The organism is Burkholderia sp. 28_3 (assembly GCF_003253915.1).
Lineage (GTDB): Bacteria > Pseudomonadota > Gammaproteobacteria > Burkholderiales > Burkholderiaceae > Burkholderia > Burkholderia cenocepacia.
In genome coordinates this window covers 147,138-166,617 of sequence record NZ_QKZF01000001.1, presented here as the reverse complement: position 1 = coordinate 166,617, position 19,480 = coordinate 147,138, and the positions used below count along the sequence as shown (strand labels likewise).

Annotated in this window: 23 protein-coding genes; 16 read left to right on the top strand and 7 right to left on the bottom strand. The window is 60.2% G+C overall.

Annotated features, from left to right (window positions below):
- Nucleotides 1–168: 168 nt before the first annotated feature.
- A complete protein-coding gene (locus DFS13_RS00770; protein ID WP_111441285.1) occupies nucleotides 169–789 on the bottom strand; it encodes a recombinase family protein in 621 nt (206 codons plus the stop codon).
- Between the two features lie 376 nt (nucleotides 790–1,165).
- Here DFS13_RS00770 and DFS13_RS00765 point away from each other — a divergent pair, with 376 nt between their 5' ends.
- From DFS13_RS00765 to DFS13_RS00760, 3 genes are all read left to right on the top strand, one after another.
- The gene (locus DFS13_RS00765) at nucleotides 1,166–1,861 is read left to right on the top strand and encodes a helix-turn-helix transcriptional regulator (protein ID WP_111441284.1); all 696 of its coding nucleotides are present in this window, start codon (nucleotides 1,166–1,168) and stop codon (nucleotides 1,859–1,861) included.
- Nucleotides 1,862–2,039: 178 nt separating this feature from the next.
- Nucleotides 2,040–2,519 carry a hypothetical protein gene (locus tag DFS13_RS39740; protein ID WP_134163125.1) on the top strand — a complete coding sequence of 160 codons (480 nt, stop codon included), beginning with the start codon at nucleotides 2,040–2,042 and terminating at the stop codon, nucleotides 2,517–2,519.
- A gap of 119 nt (nucleotides 2,520–2,638) precedes the next feature.
- The gene (locus DFS13_RS00760; RefSeq protein ID WP_111441283.1) at nucleotides 2,639–3,742 is read left to right on the top strand and encodes a hypothetical protein; all 1,104 of its coding nucleotides are present in this window, start codon (nucleotides 2,639–2,641) and stop codon (nucleotides 3,740–3,742) included.
- Nucleotides 3,743–3,985: 243 nt separating this feature from the next.
- Here the strand turns inward: DFS13_RS00760 and DFS13_RS00755 are convergent, their stop codons facing one another.
- Entirely contained in the window at nucleotides 3,986–4,354 is a 369-nt protein-coding gene (locus DFS13_RS00755) for a helix-turn-helix domain-containing protein (protein ID WP_134163126.1), read from the bottom strand.
- 283 nt (nucleotides 4,355–4,637) lie between these two features.
- On the opposite strand from DFS13_RS00755, the gene DFS13_RS39735 reads away from it, so the two are divergent.
- The 7 genes from DFS13_RS39735 to DFS13_RS00720 all read left to right on the top strand — a co-directional run bounded on the left by DFS13_RS39735 (nucleotide 4,638) and on the right by DFS13_RS00720 (nucleotide 8,584).
- The gene (locus DFS13_RS39735) at nucleotides 4,638–5,036 is read left to right on the top strand and encodes a hypothetical protein (RefSeq protein WP_134163127.1); all 399 of its coding nucleotides are present in this window, start codon (nucleotides 4,638–4,640) and stop codon (nucleotides 5,034–5,036) included.
- A 35-nt stretch (nucleotides 5,037–5,071) separates the two neighbouring features.
- Complete coding sequence (locus tag DFS13_RS00745) at nucleotides 5,072–5,548, top strand: PH domain-containing protein (RefSeq protein WP_111441281.1); 477 nt, start codon at nucleotides 5,072–5,074, stop codon at nucleotides 5,546–5,548.
- A gap of 4 nt (nucleotides 5,549–5,552) precedes the next feature.
- The gene (locus DFS13_RS00740) at nucleotides 5,553–5,972 is read left to right on the top strand and encodes a lysozyme inhibitor LprI family protein (RefSeq protein ID WP_166677899.1); all 420 of its coding nucleotides are present in this window, start codon (nucleotides 5,553–5,555) and stop codon (nucleotides 5,970–5,972) included.
- 239 nt (nucleotides 5,973–6,211) lie between these two features.
- On the top strand, nucleotides 6,212–6,766 hold the full coding sequence (locus DFS13_RS00735) for a PAAR domain-containing protein (protein ID WP_111441279.1): 555 nt from the start codon (nucleotides 6,212–6,214) through the stop codon (nucleotides 6,764–6,766).
- Between the two features lie 3 nt (nucleotides 6,767–6,769).
- Complete coding sequence (locus DFS13_RS00730) at nucleotides 6,770–7,390, top strand: type VI secretion system amidase effector protein Tae4 (protein ID WP_062910397.1); 621 nt, start codon at nucleotides 6,770–6,772, stop codon at nucleotides 7,388–7,390.
- Between the two features lie 158 nt (nucleotides 7,391–7,548).
- Nucleotides 7,549–7,728, top strand: coding sequence for a hypothetical protein (locus tag DFS13_RS40695; RefSeq protein WP_241308707.1), 180 nt, complete (start codon nucleotides 7,549–7,551; stop codon nucleotides 7,726–7,728).
- A gap of 28 nt (nucleotides 7,729–7,756) precedes the next feature.
- A complete protein-coding gene (locus DFS13_RS00720; protein ID WP_111441277.1) occupies nucleotides 7,757–8,584 on the top strand; it encodes a hypothetical protein in 828 nt (275 codons plus the stop codon).
- 56 nt (nucleotides 8,585–8,640) lie between these two features.
- On the opposite strand, the gene DFS13_RS00715 is transcribed toward DFS13_RS00720, so the two are convergent.
- On the bottom strand, nucleotides 8,641–9,783 hold the full coding sequence (locus DFS13_RS00715; protein WP_111441276.1) for a site-specific integrase: 1,143 nt from the start codon (nucleotides 9,781–9,783) through the stop codon (nucleotides 8,641–8,643).
- A 401-nt stretch (nucleotides 9,784–10,184) separates the two neighbouring features.
- Here DFS13_RS00715 and DFS13_RS00710 point away from each other — a divergent pair, with 401 nt between their 5' ends.
- Entirely contained in the window at nucleotides 10,185–10,646 is a 462-nt protein-coding gene (locus DFS13_RS00710; RefSeq protein ID WP_006486040.1) for a CBS domain-containing protein, read from the top strand.
- Nucleotides 10,647–10,804: 158 nt separating this feature from the next.
- On the opposite strand, the gene DFS13_RS00705 is transcribed toward DFS13_RS00710, so the two are convergent.
- Nucleotides 10,805–11,134 (bottom strand): DUF4148 domain-containing protein, encoded by a 330-nt coding sequence (locus DFS13_RS00705; RefSeq protein WP_006486030.1) that lies wholly within the window; start codon nucleotides 11,132–11,134, stop codon nucleotides 10,805–10,807.
- A gap of 512 nt (nucleotides 11,135–11,646) precedes the next feature.
- Between DFS13_RS00705 and DFS13_RS00700 the strand changes: the two genes are divergently transcribed.
- Entirely contained in the window at nucleotides 11,647–12,045 is a 399-nt protein-coding gene (locus tag DFS13_RS00700; protein WP_006486027.1) for a GreA/GreB family elongation factor, read from the top strand.
- A 177-nt stretch (nucleotides 12,046–12,222) separates the two neighbouring features.
- Here DFS13_RS00700 and DFS13_RS00695 read toward each other — a convergent pair whose 3' ends face one another.
- Nucleotides 12,223–13,302: a porin gene (locus DFS13_RS00695; protein WP_006486033.1), complete on the bottom strand. Its 1,080-nt coding sequence runs from the start codon at nucleotides 13,300–13,302 to the stop codon at nucleotides 12,223–12,225.
- 587 nt (nucleotides 13,303–13,889) lie between these two features.
- Between DFS13_RS00695 and DFS13_RS00690 the strand changes: the two genes are divergently transcribed.
- Nucleotides 13,890–14,261 carry a YXWGXW repeat-containing protein gene (locus DFS13_RS00690; RefSeq protein ID WP_111441275.1) on the top strand — a complete coding sequence of 124 codons (372 nt, stop codon included), beginning with the start codon at nucleotides 13,890–13,892 and terminating at the stop codon, nucleotides 14,259–14,261.
- A 250-nt stretch (nucleotides 14,262–14,511) separates the two neighbouring features.
- Here DFS13_RS00690 and DFS13_RS00685 read toward each other — a convergent pair whose 3' ends face one another.
- The gene (locus DFS13_RS00685) at nucleotides 14,512–14,898 is read right to left on the bottom strand and encodes a helix-turn-helix domain-containing protein (protein WP_034202172.1); all 387 of its coding nucleotides are present in this window, start codon (nucleotides 14,896–14,898) and stop codon (nucleotides 14,512–14,514) included.
- A 325-nt stretch (nucleotides 14,899–15,223) separates the two neighbouring features.
- Between DFS13_RS00685 and DFS13_RS00680 the strand changes: the two genes are divergently transcribed.
- The 3 genes from DFS13_RS00680 (at nucleotide 15,224) to DFS13_RS00670 (ending at nucleotide 18,793) form a co-directional block, all read left to right on the top strand.
- Entirely contained in the window at nucleotides 15,224–15,703 is a 480-nt protein-coding gene (locus DFS13_RS00680) for a nuclear transport factor 2 family protein (protein ID WP_006496909.1), read from the top strand.
- A gap of 155 nt (nucleotides 15,704–15,858) precedes the next feature.
- A complete protein-coding gene (locus tag DFS13_RS00675; protein ID WP_230391268.1) occupies nucleotides 15,859–16,755 on the top strand; it encodes a helix-turn-helix transcriptional regulator in 897 nt (298 codons plus the stop codon).
- 412 nt (nucleotides 16,756–17,167) lie between these two features.
- On the top strand, nucleotides 17,168–18,793 hold the full coding sequence (locus DFS13_RS00670; protein ID WP_034202171.1) for an amidohydrolase: 1,626 nt from the start codon (nucleotides 17,168–17,170) through the stop codon (nucleotides 18,791–18,793).
- An 18-nt stretch (nucleotides 18,794–18,811) separates the two neighbouring features.
- Here the strand turns inward: DFS13_RS00670 and DFS13_RS00665 are convergent, their stop codons facing one another.
- Complete coding sequence (locus DFS13_RS00665; RefSeq protein ID WP_006492743.1) at nucleotides 18,812–19,423, bottom strand: cysteine hydrolase family protein; 612 nt, start codon at nucleotides 19,421–19,423, stop codon at nucleotides 18,812–18,814.
- Nucleotides 19,424–19,480 lie beyond the last annotated feature (57 nt).

The window sequence follows — 19,480 nt, the reverse complement described above, 5'->3', positions numbered from 1 at the left end:
AAAACCTATCCACTTGAATACAGCGGTCAGTTCCGTGTGATGGTGCAAGTTTCGCTACGTCATAGCTTGACTGACCTGACACATCGTGTGCTGACGCCCGTCATAGCGCAATCAAAAGCGACGAAGCCCGCGCTCCGCGGGCCTCTCGGTCGGACGTGTAGCTCGGCTTCAGTCCACGTTTTCGCTTCCGAGGAACGGACCTATCCCAAACTTGGAGGCAAGCTGCGCCGCCTTCATGATGGTTACGTGCGTCGTCCCGTACTCCTTGGCTAACCCCCTAGCCGTAGCACCAGCGTCCAGCCTCGACCGAATCTCTCGCTTCTGCTCAGGCGTGAATCGCTCGGGCCTGCCTCCTACCCGTCCCTCAGCCCGCGCCCGCTCCAACCCTGCATGCGTCCGCTCGACTATCAAGTCGCGCTCGAACTGGGCGAACGCAGCGAACATGCGCAGGATGAGGTCGCCTGCTGCACTCGTCACCTCTTGTACCGGCAAGTCCAGCACGACTACCCGGACGCCCAATGCCCGCAGCGCCTGTACCGTGCTATCAACGTCCGCAGCATTCCGGCCCAACCGGTCTAGCTTTGCCACTACCAGCGTATCGCCCGCCTCCAGCTTCTCCACCAGTTTGTGGAACACTGGGCGCTCCATCGCAGGCACGGTGCCGCTAATAGTCTCGGCATGCACACGGCGAGGCTCGACCTCATACCCGGCCTGCTTCGCGGCAATTTGCTGATTCGTCGTGTCCTGATCCTGTGTCGATACTCGGCTGTAGAGGAAAACGCGGGACATGCTCGGCTCCGGTTATAAAACGTGGATAGAATCATCTCACGGATAGAAACCTAATCCAAGGCGTTTCTTACCATTCATTCGGGCGCGTGTTGCGTGGATACTTAACGAACGTTTTTCTACCGTCGTGTACGTCAGCGCCGAAAAGAAAAGCCTACGGACGGCGACACGACCGCCCTCCTCAATCTGGTTGAGTTTGCACTCGATTAGACTTAGGTTCTTGACGCAGCCCCAACAAGACGCACCGCACGTCGGCCCAGACGGCCACGCGATCTCTGACTGCTCGCGTCTGTCGGTTGACTGTCGGGTTTCTGTCGTGTTGCGTCGGCGCTTCGCTCCCCATACTTCGTTACATCGATCAACACGATGGAGCTACGAAATGAACGGTACCGGCAATTCTCAACAAAGCCGCTTGCTCACGCCGGCCGAACTGGCCGCGTGCATCAAGTTGTTCCGGGAGACACGGCAATGGTCGCAAGAACAATTGGCGGCAATTTCGGGGCTGAGCGTGCGCACAGTCCAGCGTGTCGAGCAAGGTTTGTCCGCCAGTCTCGACACCCGCCGCGCGCTCGCCAGCGCATTCGAGTTCGAGGACATCGACGCGCTCAACAAGCCGTTCACGATTCCATCCGAAGACGAATTTCAGGCGGCGAAGGAAAAATTTGACCGAGAGCACGTCACATTGACGGCACTTCCGCTCACCACGGGAAAGCAGTTGGCGAAGCTCGCGGAGACCTGCCAGATGGACTTGTCTGAACCGGCTTTCGACTTGACCCGCGAAGCGGATGAAACCTTTGCCATGCTTGTAGACTATTTCCGAGATTACCGGGATTGCTTCGATGCTTTCAGCGAAACTCAAAAATTCGATGTGTACGACGAGCTGCAATCCCACATTGACGCGCTCAAGACATTCGGTGTCTCGCTACGCTATGCAGAACGGAAGATGCACGTAAAGTGGGGATCAGACGAGAACAGTAAGCCGATGCCCGTCAACGTCCTTTATGTAGTCGGCTTCCCGCTCGGCAAGGAGCCGGAGCAATTTGCAACACCGAGGTCCGGTGGCATTGGCTTGTAGGCGACCATGCCTTCCATTCCAGAGCGGGGCCACGTGGCGCGGTTACAGCGAGGCCCCGCTTGGGATCATTGAAAAAAAAGATATCGATTCGCCATCAAGTCTGAGTAAATGATCCATTCGCAAGCCAATGCCCGTGCGCCGCACCCGCTGCCACTCGTCATGGAGTCAGAGGAACTGTATGAACGTCAACTTGATTTCCGCCTTGCCCGTATTTCTTGGCGCACTCGCATCCGGCCTATTTGCCCTTGTGGGCGTCATCGTAACGTCAGCACTTGCACAACGACGAGAGCATGAATCGGACTGGCGCCAAACCAAGATTGAACACTACCAAGAGTACGTCACAGCCCTATCGAATATCATTTCTGGACGCTCCACTACGGTCGCACAGGAGCGTTACGCCGACGCCGTAAATGCACTAGCGCTCGTGGCGTCGCCCAACGTATTGGACGCAGTCCATGCATTCCAGAAGGAAATTTCTTATCGGAATACGGAACGGAGCGACGCCCGTCACGATGCTCTCCTGAGTGCGGTCATGCAAGCAATGCGCGTTGATGTCCAGCCGAAGCGCTTTCAAGATACACATCGTGCATTTCATTTTCTTGCACCTCCACCCGCGCCTGGCCCAAAGCAAGATGTCCACGTGTCACGAAAGGTGTGACGCGGCAAACGAAACATGAGCAAACCTAAGCCGGAGTGGCACTCACAACGTACAGGCGTCGCCATAACCATCGGACGCTCATCCAGACGCGGCCACGAACAAACGAGGTCAGCGCACTGATGCTTCTATCCAGAATTCAACAAGATTTGTTCGAGTTCACGAAACGCGACCCGGATGACTTCGCTGGTTTGGTGGAGTTCTGGTATCGCGCGAACAGTGACGCCTTATCTGCGGTGCTAACCGCCCATCGTGGGCTAAATCTCATTCTGAACGTGAGGTCGTTCAGCAATTTCGAATCGCTCGCGAAACGCCTCTTCTTGATTGCAGACACGCTGATACTTCGTGACGCGCGAAGTTGGGCTGCTGACAGTGCCGGTTATCGAGACATGCCCGTCCCAACCGGGGAGTATCGCCCTGGATTTCTGCCTGATGCACTGAATGAACTTCGCGAGCTTCGACCGTCGCCGCTGGCATTACACTACCGCCCCAATCTTTACTGGACCAGCGACGAAAAAACCTTAAACAACGGGCTGCATATCGCGTATGCAGGGTCAGCCTATCATCCAATCCCTTCCGAGGTCATCGACTGGATCGGCGGTCCCGGAGGCAACTACATGCGAACCGGGCAAGTCGTCTATGCGCCCTTTATTCCTCCACTGGAAATAGAGCTTGAGTTTTTGAAGCATGACATCGACCTACCCGGTCATTTCGGCGCGGCATCGCTCTTTCATCAGCGCCACGATTGGCTTTCTGACAGCCATATCTATGCACTGCTTTCGCTGGACGTGCCATTTCTGGACGGACTCGACATAGCTACCTTGTCAGCCGTCAAACAAGACAACCGTGATGCCTTCAGTACATTCAGCCGTAGCCTGACCGATGCTGTAATCGGCATCAAGTCAGCGGTTGGTACCGAAGCGTTTGTACGCGAGGTTCGAAATATTCAACGGAATCAGATCGACGCCGCGCTCAACGACGTGGAAAAGGCAGTTCATCGGATCAATCAATCACGTGCCCTACGAAAGATGGGCATCCTGACCGGCTTGGTCGGACTCAATGCCGCAGCTCTTATCGGTGCTCCCGACACGACACTTGTTACCGGGCTTGCGTCTGGTACAGCCGCGATGATCGCAGAGCGGGTGGCACGACTCAAAGAGCGCGGAGAGTTGATGGACAAGAAAGGCTACTTCCTGTGGACGCTCAAAAACGCTATCACACATTAAGCGACATGACCGGCGGCAACGCAACAGGCAACGATGCCGCCGCACACTTTCAAACGCATAGATCGTCACTCAGTGCGGTGCAGCGACCTTCCAGCCCTGTCATCGGCAGCCTCGAGCCGATGTCTTGAGTTTTTGCCCATCGTCTTGCAAACGGGACAACACACGTCTCCATTCTCATTTGCTTCTCGCTCAGCGACCAGTGCTAGGCCCCCGTGCCCCAAGAACCTCCGTCGATCACGGACATCAATCGCCCGACCTGCTTCGCTTTTTCGACGACGCTTCAACCAATTCAAACGCATCGTTGATCAATTTTTCGAATGCTTCCTGCTGCGCTGGCGACAGTCGCTCTAACCGCTCCTGAATTCGAATTGCGCGGTCAAGTGCACCTGTCCCGCTGGCTCCTAACAAGTCGGCGAGACGACAGTCGAGCTTTTCGGCGATCCCTGCTAGTCGTTCGAGATTCGGAATCAAGGTCCCTCGTTCGATTCGCGAGAGGGAAGATTGCTCGATCTGGATGAGTTCGGACAACTTTTCCTGAGTCATTCCAAGCGCCTTCCGGCGAGCGGAAATGGCGTCGCCAATGGACTTCGCAAGTTGTGCAGCGTTGCTCAAGACAGATGTCCTCCCCGGTAGTCGGGGAAGTGTCTGTTCTCCGCACCGCAGCGTGAAGGGCGTCACCACACATATTATTCCTTATAGAGTATATTATGTGCTGCAGCGAATTCCCAAGCGGCACTTCGGAGCCGCGGGCACATCGTGGCCGGTTCCGGCAAAAAACTCGTGCCTTTGATGGCCGGAACCTTCTTTCGTCGGCGCCCCCCCTGTCGGCGCTTTTTATTCCAGCGAGCAGCGGCGAGCACCGCTGCCCAAAAAACCAACCTTTCGGGGCTAAACCATGCATCGAAATTCCGCAGCGACAATCGCCAAGCTGGCGGCCGCAACTGTCGCATGCATCACGTTCACATCCGCACAAGCACAAACTATCCCGCCCGCCTGCCAGCAATTTCTCACGGCATTTCAAGCGTGTGGAGCTGCCTATGTTCACCTGACGGAACTGAAGGACCCTGCGCAAACACCGAAGGCTAAACATGATATGGATACCGCGATCACCGGTATGACCAGCGAAATGCGAGCAGGAGTCCGCAAGATCGGCGCGCAAGCCGTCGCGGAACGCTGCGCATCGCCGGAAATGAAAGGAAAGTTGGTTCAGTCCATCGCTGGGATCATCACGTTGTTGGGCTTCGGCGGCGGCATGACTCCGGAGTGCGACGAAGCGTATTCGGCCATTCGTTGAGCGTCCGTACCCTGAACCCCACACGTCAAACAAACATGTTCGAAATTCAATCGTGGGCCGGACGACCGTCGCAGTGGACAAACGGACCTCTCTTTTTAGGCTGCTTTCTGCTGGCTGCAACGTGCAGCTTCGTCGCGCTCGGAGTCGACAGATTCCGCATCATTGCGTTGGCATTGACCGCTATCCCGATCCTACGTGTGGCGCTCGCGTATCTGGATATCCGTTGCCGCTCTTACACGCTGACCAATCAGCGTTTTCAGTACAGCTTCGGCATCCTGTCCCGGCGCTTCCATGAAGTCGAGTTGTACCGGATAAAAGACGTTGTGCTCGATCAGCCGTTTCTCCTGCGCCTCTTCGGCCTGTCCAACATCCTTGTCGTTGGCTTTGACGTGGTGAAGCCGATCGTGAAAATTCAAGCCGTTCGCGACGGTGAGAAGGTTCGGGAAGCGTTTCGCACGCTTGTCGAAGCGCGTCGTGATGCCAAATCTGTTCGCGTCAGTGAAGTTGGGTGATCAAATGAAAAAATCTCTCGTTGTCTCGTTCCTCGCCGCATCGGCATTTTCCATCGCTGCACATGCAGCCACGCCGACGAAGGCTGATCCGGTGAAGCAGTGTTTCGACCACGCTCAAGATCAGGAACAGCAAGCGCGCTGCTACGATGCCGCGATCGCAGTGCAAAAGAAACGGTTGAACGCGGCCTACAACAAGCTGATAGCGCACCGCAAGGCGGCGAATGATTCGGCGGGCATCGCAGCGCTGAACCAGATGCAGAAGGACTGGATCAAATCCCGCGATGGCACGGTCAACTATCTGAACAACCATGTGGCCGGAAGCGCTTCGGCAGTGTTCGCCGTCAGCAACGATTTCATGCTCGACGCGGTGACGAAACAAGCGAACCTGCTCGAAACTATCCGCGACATGGAAGGCGGCGAGTAAAAAAGCGACGGCGCTCAGAGTAACGGTAGATCAGGGAGCCGCGCTACGTGGCGTCGTACTGGTTCAATGAAGAAGCCCTTTGGATGTTCGTCCAAAGGGCTTTTTTCTGCTCGACCGGTTAGTGTCTGCGGATGCGCTCTATTAGCTCGACTTGGTAGAATCTCCATCGATTCATCCGAACAATATTGAGAGAGGCCGACGCGCTACGCGCTGGCGCCACATATTCGAGGGGCACACGCATGTTGCGAAAAGTCGCAGTTGTCGGGGATACGTTGTCGAGCGGCGGAAACGTCCTGCCACATGGCGGACCACCAATCACCATGTCGGGGCATCAGATCGCGTTGATCGGTGGCCCGGCATTTTGCGCCGCCTGCAAGGCAACAGGCGTCATCGCGAAGGCAGGCGGGCCGTATCGCATGAGCATGTCCGGCGAATGCGCGCTCGATCAAGATATCGTGCTGTGCGGCTGCCCGAAGCCACCGAAGATCATCGCCGGACTTGGCGGCGAATCGTGGTGCGACGACATGATCGAGGGGCACGGCAAGGTGATATCGAGCCTAACCGCCACAGGCGGCGTTGCATCAGTCAAGAAAGGTGCATTCGATGAGCAGGTGAAGGCGACCGAACATGAGGTCGAAGGATTGCCCTACTACATCGAAACTGCTGACGGCCGCGTACACTTCGGCCGCTTGGACGCGAGCGGGACATTGCCACGCGTCTATACCGGGGACGATGCCGGCTCCTATACCGTTCATTGGGGCGACGATGCAATCGCCAAGCACCTAGGGGAATGATCGATGCCACACACGAAACCGACAAAGATCGACACGAACAAGCAAGCAGGTTCGCAGAAAGAAGTCCCCGTGAAGGCGATCACGTTCAAAGAGCTGTGGGACGCCTACCCTTCCGGCAATCCATACGACAATCCGGACTACGACAATCAGTGCGCTATCCGCCTGAGCGTGACATTGCATCGCGTCGGTGTTGGCATGAAGTCGTTTTCTCAGAAAACGGTTAAGCCTATGTCCGGATCACCGACCATCGGTCGAATCCTCCTAGACAACAAGCCGACCGCGACACGCGCGGACGAACTCGGAGAATGGTTGCAACTTCAACCCTTCGCCGGACTGCCGAAGGCAGAGAACATCACCGGTCAGGATTGGGAATCGAAGGTGAAGGGGCGCACCGGAATTATTCAGTTTTCGCGCTACTGGTCGCGCGATGGTGAAGCCGCTGCGAACGCCAGCGGCGGACACATCGACCTGTGGAATGGGTCGCGTCTGACCGTGAGCAGCGCCCCTGACGCGGTAGCGACATTTAGCCGGGTGCTCGGCTTTCAAGAGTTCTTGCCGGGCACGCACCTTGGATGGTCAGACCTCCGGAACTCGAAGCAAATCCTTTTTTGGGAAATCAAATAATGCGGCGTCTACTGGGAACGATCGGATTCGGGATTGTCGGACTAGTCAGCATAATTTCATGGTCTGCGGTCGATTCTCGCCTATGCACGGTCATCAAGGATTGGTGTACGCCACCGGCGGGAACTTGTGGCGGAGGCGTTGATGCCTGTCGCGCAACGATGGGTTCGACTATCGAGTTGTTCGTGTACCTGTTCGGGCCGCCGATCCTGTTCGCTGCGCTTGGCTTCTTCTTGTTCGCGCGGCGGCGATCGGCACATATCGTAGTCGCCTACCTCGTCGGTGCCGTGGTCGCACAATGGGCGCTATGGTTCCTCGCAGTGCGCATTCTGCACATTTGACGCACCGCACTTTTTCAGGCCCGTTGGCATGGTAAACAATCACCGCCCTCATGGCAGAACACCCGCGAGATGGGAGGCCGACCTTCTCAAGCTTCGTGCTTTCGAAATGGTTTTAGTCCTCTTCTACATGGAGGATCTAAAAAAATTGATACTCGCCGCGATCGAGTTTACCGATAAATTAAATGACGTAAACCGACTTGACGATGGAGAGCCGAAAACCAAGGAACCGAAGGAAAGTAAGAAGATTAAACTTGCCCGCGCCGTGTTGGTATCCGAAGGGGTCATCAATCAAGTCGAGAGTGAAGAACTCAGAAGCCTTCTGGACTATCGCAATACTATTGGGCATGAGATTCATAAGTTAACGGTGGATGTTGGGGCTTATTCTGACCTAACAAGACGCGACCCTAAGTCGCTTAAACCAATTCCAACATACGATTATTCCGCTGCCAAGCGCGCCAAACAACTCAGACAGACGATAATTGCAGGGATGACAGGAAAATTCACCTTGTCGTTGTCCATGAGCGCCTTGGCTTTCGAAGCGGCAGAAAAGACCTACACGACTGAGATTAAGCGATTGAAGGCGCGAGTAAACAAAGGAATCGACAAAGCCAACATCGTAATTTCGGAAACAAATCGCGTCATAGAATCTATTCCGAATTCAGTAAAAGAATCGATCCAATTCGATCATCCGTGGGCCATTAATCAAAACGGAACCCTGAACAAGCTGGGTGCAAGCTGTGTTTTCCGTCTCTTTGATGCGCAAGCAACGCCTTTAGCAGCCGCCTACATGATGAGAATCTCCCTTCGTTCCGCTAATCTCTGGTTCAAGAAATGGCAGACAGCCCGCATTGTTTGACGAGGGCGCGCACTCCAAAAACAAAAAACCGTCCGGCCGCTTATCCGGACGATGTTTCAGAGTATCGCAATGCGATTAATTCTGTCCTGCCCTTCTTTCGTCAAGTGACCATAGTTTCTGTCGATGTGCTTGACCGAAGTTCCTGTAAATTTCGCCACGTCAAGTATCGGCACGCCTTTCGTTAAAAGCTCTGTAATGAATGTGTGTCTCGCGAAGTACAGAACAGCATCCGGAAGTTCGGCCTTTTCTCTCGCCTTAACAAACCGGCTGTGCCATGCGTCAACTGTCCACTTTTTGTGATGGTCAGTGAGGAACACGTATGCATCCCTCCCCCTGTCCTTCGATTGGGAATCAAACAATTCTCGGGCCTTTGTTGAGAGCGTTATCGTTCGCGATTTTGTTTTGCTCGGACGCAGGATGAGTGTTCCGGAGTGCGCATTGTAGTCCGAAACGCGTGCCTTAACGAGTTCTCCTGGACGGCATCCAAGTAGCATGAGCGCAGTTGCGAATAGGCGCAAATCTTCTGGCATGCAGTTAAGTAGATGATTGCGCTGCTCGACGGTCAGGAAACCATCGCGGCCCATATCGACCTTTTCGAAGTACTTCACGACCTTCCACTGCAAGTCACTATCAACCCACTTGTTGTCGCGCGCGAAGTTCAGCGCGGCTTTGAGGCTCTTTAGATTGCGGTTAGCAGAGTCGCGCGCCTTCCGAAGATCGTCCTCCCCTTCCACACCTTTCGTTTGATTGCGGTGCCATCCTGTGATCTGTTTCGACTCCAACAGGGCAAGCATGGTCTTCCCTATCGGCTTGCCGTACACCAAGCGCTCAAATCGATTGGACGCATCGTAAGCGCTCCTTTTCCCTTTCCGGTTCTCCAAGTCCTCAACGTACTTCCGGCAGGCGTCCTCGACCGTAACTGGCGTTGTCGGATCGTCTGCCCGCTTTCCAGTGCCTTTGACGACAGCATCGGCCCATTGCTCAACCGCCTTTCGAGCTTCGTCAAATTCGGGTTGACCTTCGAGGGTTGTGTGGTGATAGCGGCCCGAGGAATAGAGCCTGCCGACCCACGATCCTACGCCTGTCGAAGACGTTCGGAAGCCGATGTGCAGCCCACGCCGCAAGGCATCCCAATAAGGCTCGTTCTGATGCTTCAGCTTAGCTCGCGCGGTCTTTGACCGGATGTTTTCCTTCGCCATTCTTTCCGCCGATGATGAGTGTTCGTCATCATCTTATCGCATCGCGTAACTTTCGCGTAACTTCGACTTTTTTAGACCACTTCCGCGAAAACTCCGACAGGAGCCAAGGTCTGTAAATTTACCATGCAAATCAATGACTTAAAAATACGAAAAGCAGGATATGAATGTTCCTATGAAACTTTCGTTTTGCCCGGCGTGGGCGATTGGGGACGCGAAGACATCATGAGTTCAATCGAAACGTTCAGGAATGTAGGAGTTGTGTGGATGGTGCGTGACGGGAGTTTACCGCTAATCTGGAAACGTCACGCGACTGCCGCCGCCCGCCCGGCTATACTGGGCTCACCGGGTGACGCGCATCACGCCCCGCCTGCCCTGCATCGACCTGCACACGGAGAAAGCGAATGAGCACGACTGTCGCGCAAATTCTCAAGGCCAAGCCGGATTCGGGCCGCACCATCTACACCGTCACGAAGAGCGACTTCGTCTACGACGCCATCAAGCTGATGGCCGAAAAGGGCATTGGCGCGCTGCTGGTCGTCGACGGCGACGACATCGCGGGCATCGTCACCGAGCGCGACTACGCGCGCAAGGTCGTCCTGCAGGACCGCTCGTCGAAAGCCACCCGCGTCGAGGAAATCATGACGGCAAAGGTGCGCTACGTCGAACCGTCACAATCCACCGACGAGTGCATGGCGCTGATGACCGAGCACCGGATGCGCCACCTGCCCGTGCTCGACGGCGGCAAGCTGGTCGGTCTCATCTCGATCGGCGACCTCGTGAAGAGCGTGATCGCCGATCAGCAGTTCACGATCAGCCAGCTCGAACACTATATCCACGGCACGCCCACCGTCACGTCCGCCTGATCCGGCCCAGCAAAAAAGGCCCAAACGCGTCAGCGTCTGGGCGGAAAGCCGCCGGCATGCGGCGACGGAGGTTCTGCTCCTGCGGGCGAACGACGCGCGCAACGGGCGCGCGTCTCGTCAATTCAGCGGTGCGCTCGGGCAGGACCGGGGACGTTCAATCAGTTACCGAAGTAGACCGAGTTCACCGGATTCGGCGCTTCCCGCGTCACGCGACGGCCGGCTTGCGCGGCCCCCGTGGCCACGGCACCGTAACCGCTCGTGTCGGCTTGCGCGAGCATCGGCTGGTTCGGCTGGATACGCTGCTCGGCGGCCTGAATGTTGCTCGGATATTGCGAATCGCTCGCCAGCGGCTTGTAGCCGTTCTGCTCCAGTTGCACGAGTTCGGCCTTGACCTGAGCGCGGGTCAATCCCTGCTCGGACTGCGCGAACGATGCAATCGGAGCGGCAAGGACGGATGCGGCGATAGCTGCGTAGATGATCGACTTCATGATTTACCTCCGGAATATGTTCTCTTTTGACGTCGCCTCGGCAGGACTGTCTGAAGCGATTGAATTCAGTGTAGTGCGCGCCATTCCAAGGGGAAACCCTTAGTTTGAATATACAGCGTTGCATTTTTGGAAAAAATCGCACACTGTTTCCAGACAGGGTCGTTGCAACTTGCTTCATCTACACAACAATCGCTGACGAAAGGCCAACAGCCGGATCACCTGTCCGGAAGGTTGTGTTGTAGAATCGTAAGGTTCTATTCGCCAGTCGATATTCCATCCACCATGTACGCGCTCACGCCCCTTTCGGTTTCGCCGTCCGGCCCGGCCGGCGTGCGCGCGCGTGCCGGCCAGCCGGCACACCCCCTCGCTCGACGCACGGCCCAGGCGCCGCTCGCCCCTGCCCGGCGCCTGATCTGACCGCTCGGTCTCCACCCGGAGCCAGGTTAGACAGGCTCCGGGCGATCCTCATAGGCACGCCACGCCTGCCCCTGCCGATCATTTGGAGAACTGCCATGAAACAACGCCTTTACCAGCTGACCGAACTCGACGTCGCTCGCCTCGAAAAGCACGCCGAGCACAATCCGCGCTTCCAGACGATGCTCGACACGCTGCTCGAACGCGCCGATATCGTTCAGCCCGACGCCATCAAGGCAAACGTCGTCACGATGAACTCGCAGATCACGCTGCTCGACGAAGCGACCCAGGAACAGGCCACCTGGACGATCGTTTATCCGGACGCCGCCAACCTCGAACTCGGCCGCCTGAACGTCTTCTCGCCCGTCGGCATGGCGCTGCTGGGCACGCAACGCGGCCAGATGGTCAAGGTGATGCAGCCGAGCGGCGCCGAAAAGCTGATGAAGGTCGCCGCGATCGTGTTCCAGCCGGAAGCCAACGGCGAATACACGCGCTGAGCCGCCGGTCGACCAGCGCCGCGCGATACGGGCGCAAAACGGAAAAAGCGAGGCACCGGCCTCGCTTTTTTGCATTCGGACGATCCGGATTGCCGCCATCGTGTTCAACAGACGAAAAAAAGGCGCCCGAAGGCGCCTTTTTTGATGCTGCGAAGCGGGTTACCCCGCCCGTCACGCTTAGAAGCGGTGACGCAGACCAACCGTTGCTGCGGTTTGGTTGATCGACGAGCTCGGAGCCGTCGACAGGTCGCCGTTGTAGATCGACGCGCCGCCAGCGTTCTTCGAAGCACGTTGGTACACAGCTTGTGCGTAGACGTCCGTGCGCTTCGACAGTGCGTAATCAGCTTGCAGACCGAACTGGTTCCAGTGTGCGCTCGAACCATCAACCTTCGCGTTCGTGTACGTGTAAGCAGCACCCAGGCCGAGAGCCGGCGTCAGGTTGTACTTTGCGTTGACTTCGTAGTTGTCAGCGCGCAGCGACGGAACGCCTGCAGCGCGGTTGTCGATACGCGATTGCGTCCATGCAGCGCCGACTTGTGCCGGGCCGAATGCGTAGCCAGCAGCAGCACCGTACGTACGGACACGGCCTTGTGCAGCGATGTTCGTCGCGCCGTTGGCGTTGGTACCGTCACCCAGGTTTGCTTGCGAGTATGCTGCACCCAGCTTCAGGCCTTGGAACTGGTACGACAGGCCGCCGCTGTATGCACGGTTGTTGCCGAAGTTCTGGTTGTTCGAGAACGAGTACGTGCCGCCGAATTGCAGGCCAGCGTAGTTAGCGCTCGTGTACTTGATCGAGTTGTTCAGCGCGACATCACCGTTCGTGCTCAGGCGGTCGTTGTTCAGCGGGTGAGCGAAGTACGTGCCGCCCCACGAACCCGTTGCCGTCAGCGGCGCCAGGTAGTCTTGCGTTGCGTCGTATTGCTTACCCAGCGTGACCGTGCCGTACTGGCTCGACAGGCCGACGAATGCTTGACGGTTGAACATGCCACCGTTGTTGCCCAGACGGCCGTTACCGATGTTGAAGCCGCTTTCCAACGTGAAGATTGCCTTCAGGCCGCCACCGAGGTCTTCCGAACCACGCAGGCCGAAACGGCTCTGGTCGATACCCGAGCCCATCGACCACAGCGACTTGCTGGCGACGTTGCTTTGGTAGGTGATGCCTGCGTCCAGCACGCCGTACAGCGTGACGCTGCTTTGCGCGTGAGCGACGGTAGCGAACGATGCTGCAGCTGCTGCAACGATCAGAGTCTTGTTCATTCGTGGAGCTCCCTTCTAAAAAGAGGCAGGTCTCGCGACCTTGTTCATAAACGGTCTGCAACCGCCCGGGAGCGCCATCGGTACTGCTGGCGGCGCCCGGATAGTTGCCCGTTTGGGAACCGTGAGTTTAGGGGTGTACCCTAGGGGAGCGATCCGCAAATAAAGAAATAAGCTTTTCCAGAACTAGAAATAATGAAAGTGGGGCCGCGTCATAAGTATTTGTTTTAACGTCTATTTTTGACTTCTTGACGACGGCTTTTTGGAGGCTTTCATCGCATCATTCTTTCATGTCATCGTCTTGACGGTTGCATAGAAACAACAAGCGGATTCGGTTCGGCACCCCGAAAACGGTAATTTTTACCCAATTCAATCTCAAATATTGGCCATCCCGCATCTAAAACGTCCGCGTCGCCCCCTAAACAGGGAGCGGCGCCTGCGCCACGGCGAGATCCGTGAGCCATCGGAAAGCAAAACAGGCGGCTCGCCCCCGCCGTGACACGCGGTAACAGCCTTAACCGCCCGCGTAACCCGGCGCGTGGGCCGGCAGGCTAATGTAAGGCGGCCTCGAATACCGAACAGGAACCGCCATGAATCGACGCTCGTTGCTGCGCGCCATCGGATTGACTGCCGCCTTCGTCGGCACCGGCTGGCTGCGCGCCGCCTCGGCCCAGCCCGCCCCGCCCGTGTATCGCCCCTCCGGTCCGAACCGCGTACCCGGCGGGCCGCCCTATGCGGATTGGCCGAGCTTCGCACCGCCGGCGGCACGCCACGATCGTCGCCCGCCGCCGCCGCGGCCGCACGGCTATATATGGACGGACGGCTACTGGCGCTGGCAGCGCGGTCGCTATATATGGGTGTCCGGTCGCTGGGTCGCACGGCGCCCCGGGCGCCGCTGGGTGCCCGGCTACTGGCGCCGCCAAGGGCCGGTTTGGATCTACGTCGACGGTTCGTGGCGGTAAGCAGCGGCTCGATACCGGCCGATGAAGCGCCCGGGCCGGACGGCGCGCGAGAACCGCCGCCGCTCGCGCCACGGAATCAGTCGCCACGGCAAGGGTGCCAAATCAACCTATCGTCGGGCTATCCATTCCGACGCCATCCTTCGGATAACGAAGTCACGCGATGGCGATGCGAATGCATCCGCACATGCTTCAACCCGTCGAGCTCGCCTGCCGCGCACCGCCAGTCAACGAACCGATGCACGCAGCGCACTCAACGCCCGCCGCCTTCCTGCTCGCACGCTCGACGGCGCGCCGCGCAGATCGCGCGATGATGTTCGTCGGCCCACCGGATCATCGCCTGCATCGGCGTCAGGAACGAACGCCCGAGGTCGGTCAACGCATATTCGACACGCGGCGGCACTTCGGCGAACAGCGTGCGGCTGACGAAACCGTCGTGTTCGAGCCGCTTCAGCGTGCGCGACAGCATCTGGTTCGACACATCGCCGATCGTACGGCCGAGTTCGTTGAAGCGCATCGTTCCGCCCGCCAGCGCCTCGAATACGAGCAGGCTCCACTGGTCGCCGATGCGGTCGAGCACATCGCGGATCGGGCATGGCTGATCGAGTTCGACGGATTCGTCGGCGGACGGAAGCGGCATGACGGCATTCTCTTTCAAGGGCGATGCGCGGTCACCGCGGCGTGACCTGTTCACACCGCGATGACTTCTTGTGACGGGTTCGCGGCAACTGTACCATTCGATCGGCCGACAGCCGCCCGGATTCGCCAGTTCAACGAAGCATGACGATGCCCCGCGGCGTCGCAATACCGGCAGCGGCAACGTGGTCTCGTCGGCGCGCCGTTGATGCCGATACGGCGTGCACGTCGCGCCCCGCCCGCACCGACCGCCGATCGTCGCGCGCCGCGCAAAGCCGCCGTCTCGCTCGCGCATCCCTCCACGAACCGTCAGACAAGGAAAACGCTACATGTCATCGTTCCGCTCCCCCGCTCGCGCCGTTGCCGCATTCGTTCTGCTGGCCGCATCATCGGCGGCCGCGCTGGCTGCCGGCCCGGCCACGCGCGACCTGGCCGCGGAGGAAGCCAACCGCCAGTTGGTGCTGACGTTCTACGACCGCTTCTTCAACCGGCACGAAGCAGTCGAAGCCGCCGCCGTCGTCGCGGACGACTACAAACAGCACAACCCGCACGTGCCGGACGGCAAGCAGCCGTTCGTGTCGTACTTCGTCGGCGCGTTCCAGAAGAACCCGGCTTCGCGCGCGCGCATCGTCCGCAGCGCGGCCGACGGCGATCTCGTCTACCTGCACGTGCATGCGACCGAGCGGCCGGGCGATCGCGGCGAAGCGGTGGTCGACATCTTCCGCGTGAAGGACGGCAAGATCGTCGAACACTGGGACGTGATCCAGCCGGTACCCGAAACGTCCGCGAACCGGAACACGATGTTCTGATTGTCCTGATGCACGAGGCCGGCCCGCGGCACGCCGCGACCGGCATCGCATCGCGCTCACCGGAGCGTCGGCCGGCCGCCGGGCAAGCGCGGATGCCCCGCGGCGGCGAACTCCCCTACAATCGTGCTTCGCCGCCGCGCCGGCCTCCGTCTCGCATGATCGCAATGCCGGCCACCGTGCCGCCGCACGCGACGCACGGCCTGCACGCGCGGCCGTTCGCGAAGACGGTGTCAACGATGAGCCCCGCCCATATTTCCCTGAGCAACGCCGGCGACCTGGTCGCCAGCCTCGGCAGTCCGCAGTTTCCCGCCCGGCTCTGGGCGTGGCTGCGCGAAACCGTCGACCCGCAGTCCCATTACAGCGTCGCGACGCGTTACCGTCGCGACGCGCCATCGCACTCGGTCGACGGCGTCGACGTGCTGTTCTTCGCCGGCGGCGACGATCCGGACGGCACGCGCCACGCGCTCGATCTGTATACACAGGGCGACTGGCGCTCCGACACGCTGCTTCCGCACATCGAGCGCGCGACCGATTCGCAGCTCGTGTTCTCGTGCAACGAGGAAATCGACACGGCGACCGAGTACGGCCGCCAGTTCGCGCTCGGCGAGCTCGGCGAAGACTGCACGCTGCTCGGCAGCGAACGCGACTACGTCTATGCGTTCTCGCTGTTCCGCCGGCGCGGCCAGCCGTCCTATACGCTGGCCGAACTGGCACTGCTGCGTCAGCTCGGCGATTTCGTGCTGCCGCTGCTGATCCAGCATGCGCGGCTCGCCCGCCTGACGCCGCGCTCGGACGACGGCGCGCTGCTGCAGCGCTTCGAACAGCGCCTGGCGCGCAGCGGCGCGACGCTGTCGCAGCGCGAACGGCTCGTGTGCCGCGCGGTGCTGCAGGGCCAGCCTGTTCCGCGGATCGCCGACACGCTCGCGCTCAAGCCGAGCAGCGTACGCACCTATCTCGGCCGTGCGCTCGCGAAACTCGGCGTCGCGAACCGGGCCGGGCTCTTCGCGTGGTGCGTCGAGGAAGAAGCAACGCCGGAAGACCGCGGCAACTAGCCGCCACCGCTACGTCGTGACTTCTACCGTCCTCCCTTGTCGCGCGTTGTCCTCAAAACGATGACAGACAGCCGCCGCTCCCGCTCCTAGTATCTGTCTCCACCGACGACAGGAACTCGTCGGATGCCACGGAGACACGCAATGCCGAATACCGAAGGGACGCCGGCCCACGCGGCCGCGTGCACGTCGACCGCCGCTGTACCGATACGCGCTCGTCGGCGAACCCGGCATGACGCTCCGGTAGCCGTGGTCGGCCTTCATCCCCGCGCAGCCCCACCTCTGCCGCGCGGCGCCGGGACATAACGCCCCGCATCCCATTCCAACCCGACCGGGTTCATGCGACCGGACGAGCCACACGGCCCGCCCGTCGGACGCGTGCGCCCGTCGACACGCCCCCATCCGGAGGAGACACATGCAACACGCCGATACCGTCTATCTGAACGGCCTGCTTTACACGGGCGACGCGCAGCGCCGCTTCGCGCAGGCCCTTGCGACGAAGGACGGCAAGATCGTCGCGGTCGGCCGCGACGACGACATCCGCCCGCTGGCCGGCCCCGCGACGCGCACGGTCGACCTCGCCGGCCGGCTGATGCTGCCCGGCTTCATCGACGGTCACGTTCATCCGCTCGAAGGCCATCAGATCCTCGGCGACTTCGACCTGTCCGGCATCAACGATCCGGACACGATCGTGCAACGCATCCGCGCATGCGCCGATGCGACGCCGAACGAGCCGTGGGTCTATCTCGGCGGCGCGAACCTCGCCGCGTTCGGCGCGTATCCGACCCGCGAACGGCTCGACCGGGTCGTGCCCGACCGGCCGCTGCTCGTGGTCGGCTTCGACGTGCACAGCGGCTGCCTCAACACGAAAGGGCTCGAAGCGGCCGGCATCCGCACCGATACGCCCGATCCGTCCGGCGGCGTGATCGAGCGCGATGCGTCGGGCGCGCCGACCGGCGTCGTGCATGAAGCGGCGTTCTACCGCGTCTGCCCGATCATTCCGCAACTGAGCCCGGCCGGCTACCCGAAGTCGCTCGCGAAAGCCCATGCGATGGCGCACGGCTACGGCATCACCGGCTGGTTCGACGCACGCGTCGAGGAGGCGGAACTCAAGGCTTACGCCGACGCGCAGCGCGCCGGCACGCTGAAGGCCTACATGAGCGCGGGCCTCTATGCGAACCCGCGCCGCGATCCGCGCGAGCAGGTCGAACGCTTCGTCGCGTGGCGCCGTCAGTACGAGCGCGACAACCTGCGCCTGCATACGGTGAAGATCTTCGTCGACGGCGTGCCCGAATCGAAAACCGCCGCGCTGCTCGAGCCGTACGCCGGCACCGACGACTGCGGCCTCGCGCTGTGGAGCCAGGACGCACTGAACGAAATCTGCCTGCTCGCCGATACGGCCGGCTTCGACCTGCACTTCCACACGCTCGCCGACCGCGCGGTGCGCATGACGCTCGACGCGCTCGAAACCGTCCAGCGCCGCAACGGGATGCGCGACCGGCGCGCGCAGCTCGCGCACCTGCAACTCGTCGATCCGGCCGACATGAGCCGCTTCAACCGGCTCGGCGCGATCGCGAGCGTGCAGACGCTGTGGACCGCCGCCCGCGAGGAGCAGCAACAGCTCTACCGCGACCTGCTCGGCGCCGAGCGCACTGCGCGCAACTATCCGTTCCGCAGCCTGCGCAACGCGGGGGCGATGCTCGCGGCCGGTTCGGACTGGTCGGTCAGCACGATGGACCCGATGCAGATCATCCAGACGGGCGTCACGCACCTGCTGATCGACCAGCCGGACAGCCCGCCGTGGAATCCGCACGAACGGCTCGACCTGCTCACGATGCTCGAGGCCTATACGGTCAACACCGCGTATGCGCTGCGCTTCGACGACTGCACGGGCTCGCTCGAAGCGGGCAAGGACGCGAGCTTCGCGATCCTCGACCGCAATCCGTTCGCGCACCCGGTCGAGACGTTCGCGCAGGCCCGCGTGATCGAAACGTGCTTCCGCGGCGAAGTCGTGTACGCCGCGCCGGGCTGGGCCGAGTGACGCGCGAACCGGCCGCCGTCACGCGACGCCGAGCGCCAGCACCTGCTCGGTCGTCAGCACGTCGCCGAACGTGTCCGACAGCGCGGCCAGCGTCGCACGATGGAGCTCGCGGTGCGGCACCGTGCCGCCGTCCGCGACGTCGAGGTCGCGCGTCGCACAGGCATCGTCGACGACGATCACCGCATAGCCCAGCGGCACTGCATCGCGTGCCGCGCCGGCCACGCACGCATGCGTCATCAGGCCGGTGACGATCAGCGTGTCGATGCCGGCCGCCTTGAGCCGCGCATCGAGATCCGTCGTCGGGAAGACGCTCACCGACGTTTTCTTCACGACGGCGTGATGCGGCGCCGGCTGCAGGTCCGCATGAAAACGGAAGCCGTCGCTGCCGTCGGCGAAGATCGGGCTGTCGGCCGTATCGACGTGCTGGACGTGGAACACCGGAATGCCCGCGCGATCGGCGAACGCGATCACGCGCTGCGTATTGCCCAGCGCGCGCGGCCCGTCCGGAATCGGCAGGCGGCCGCTGAAGTATTCGTTCTGGAAATCGATCACCAGCAGCGCGGTGCGGGCGGCGGCGATCGACGTCGGCGCGCTCGCGCCGGCCAGGGTACGGATGGTCGGATGTTGCATGACATGCTCTCTCGGTGGGTACGTTGACGAAACGGCGCGCCGGCCCGGCCGGCGCCG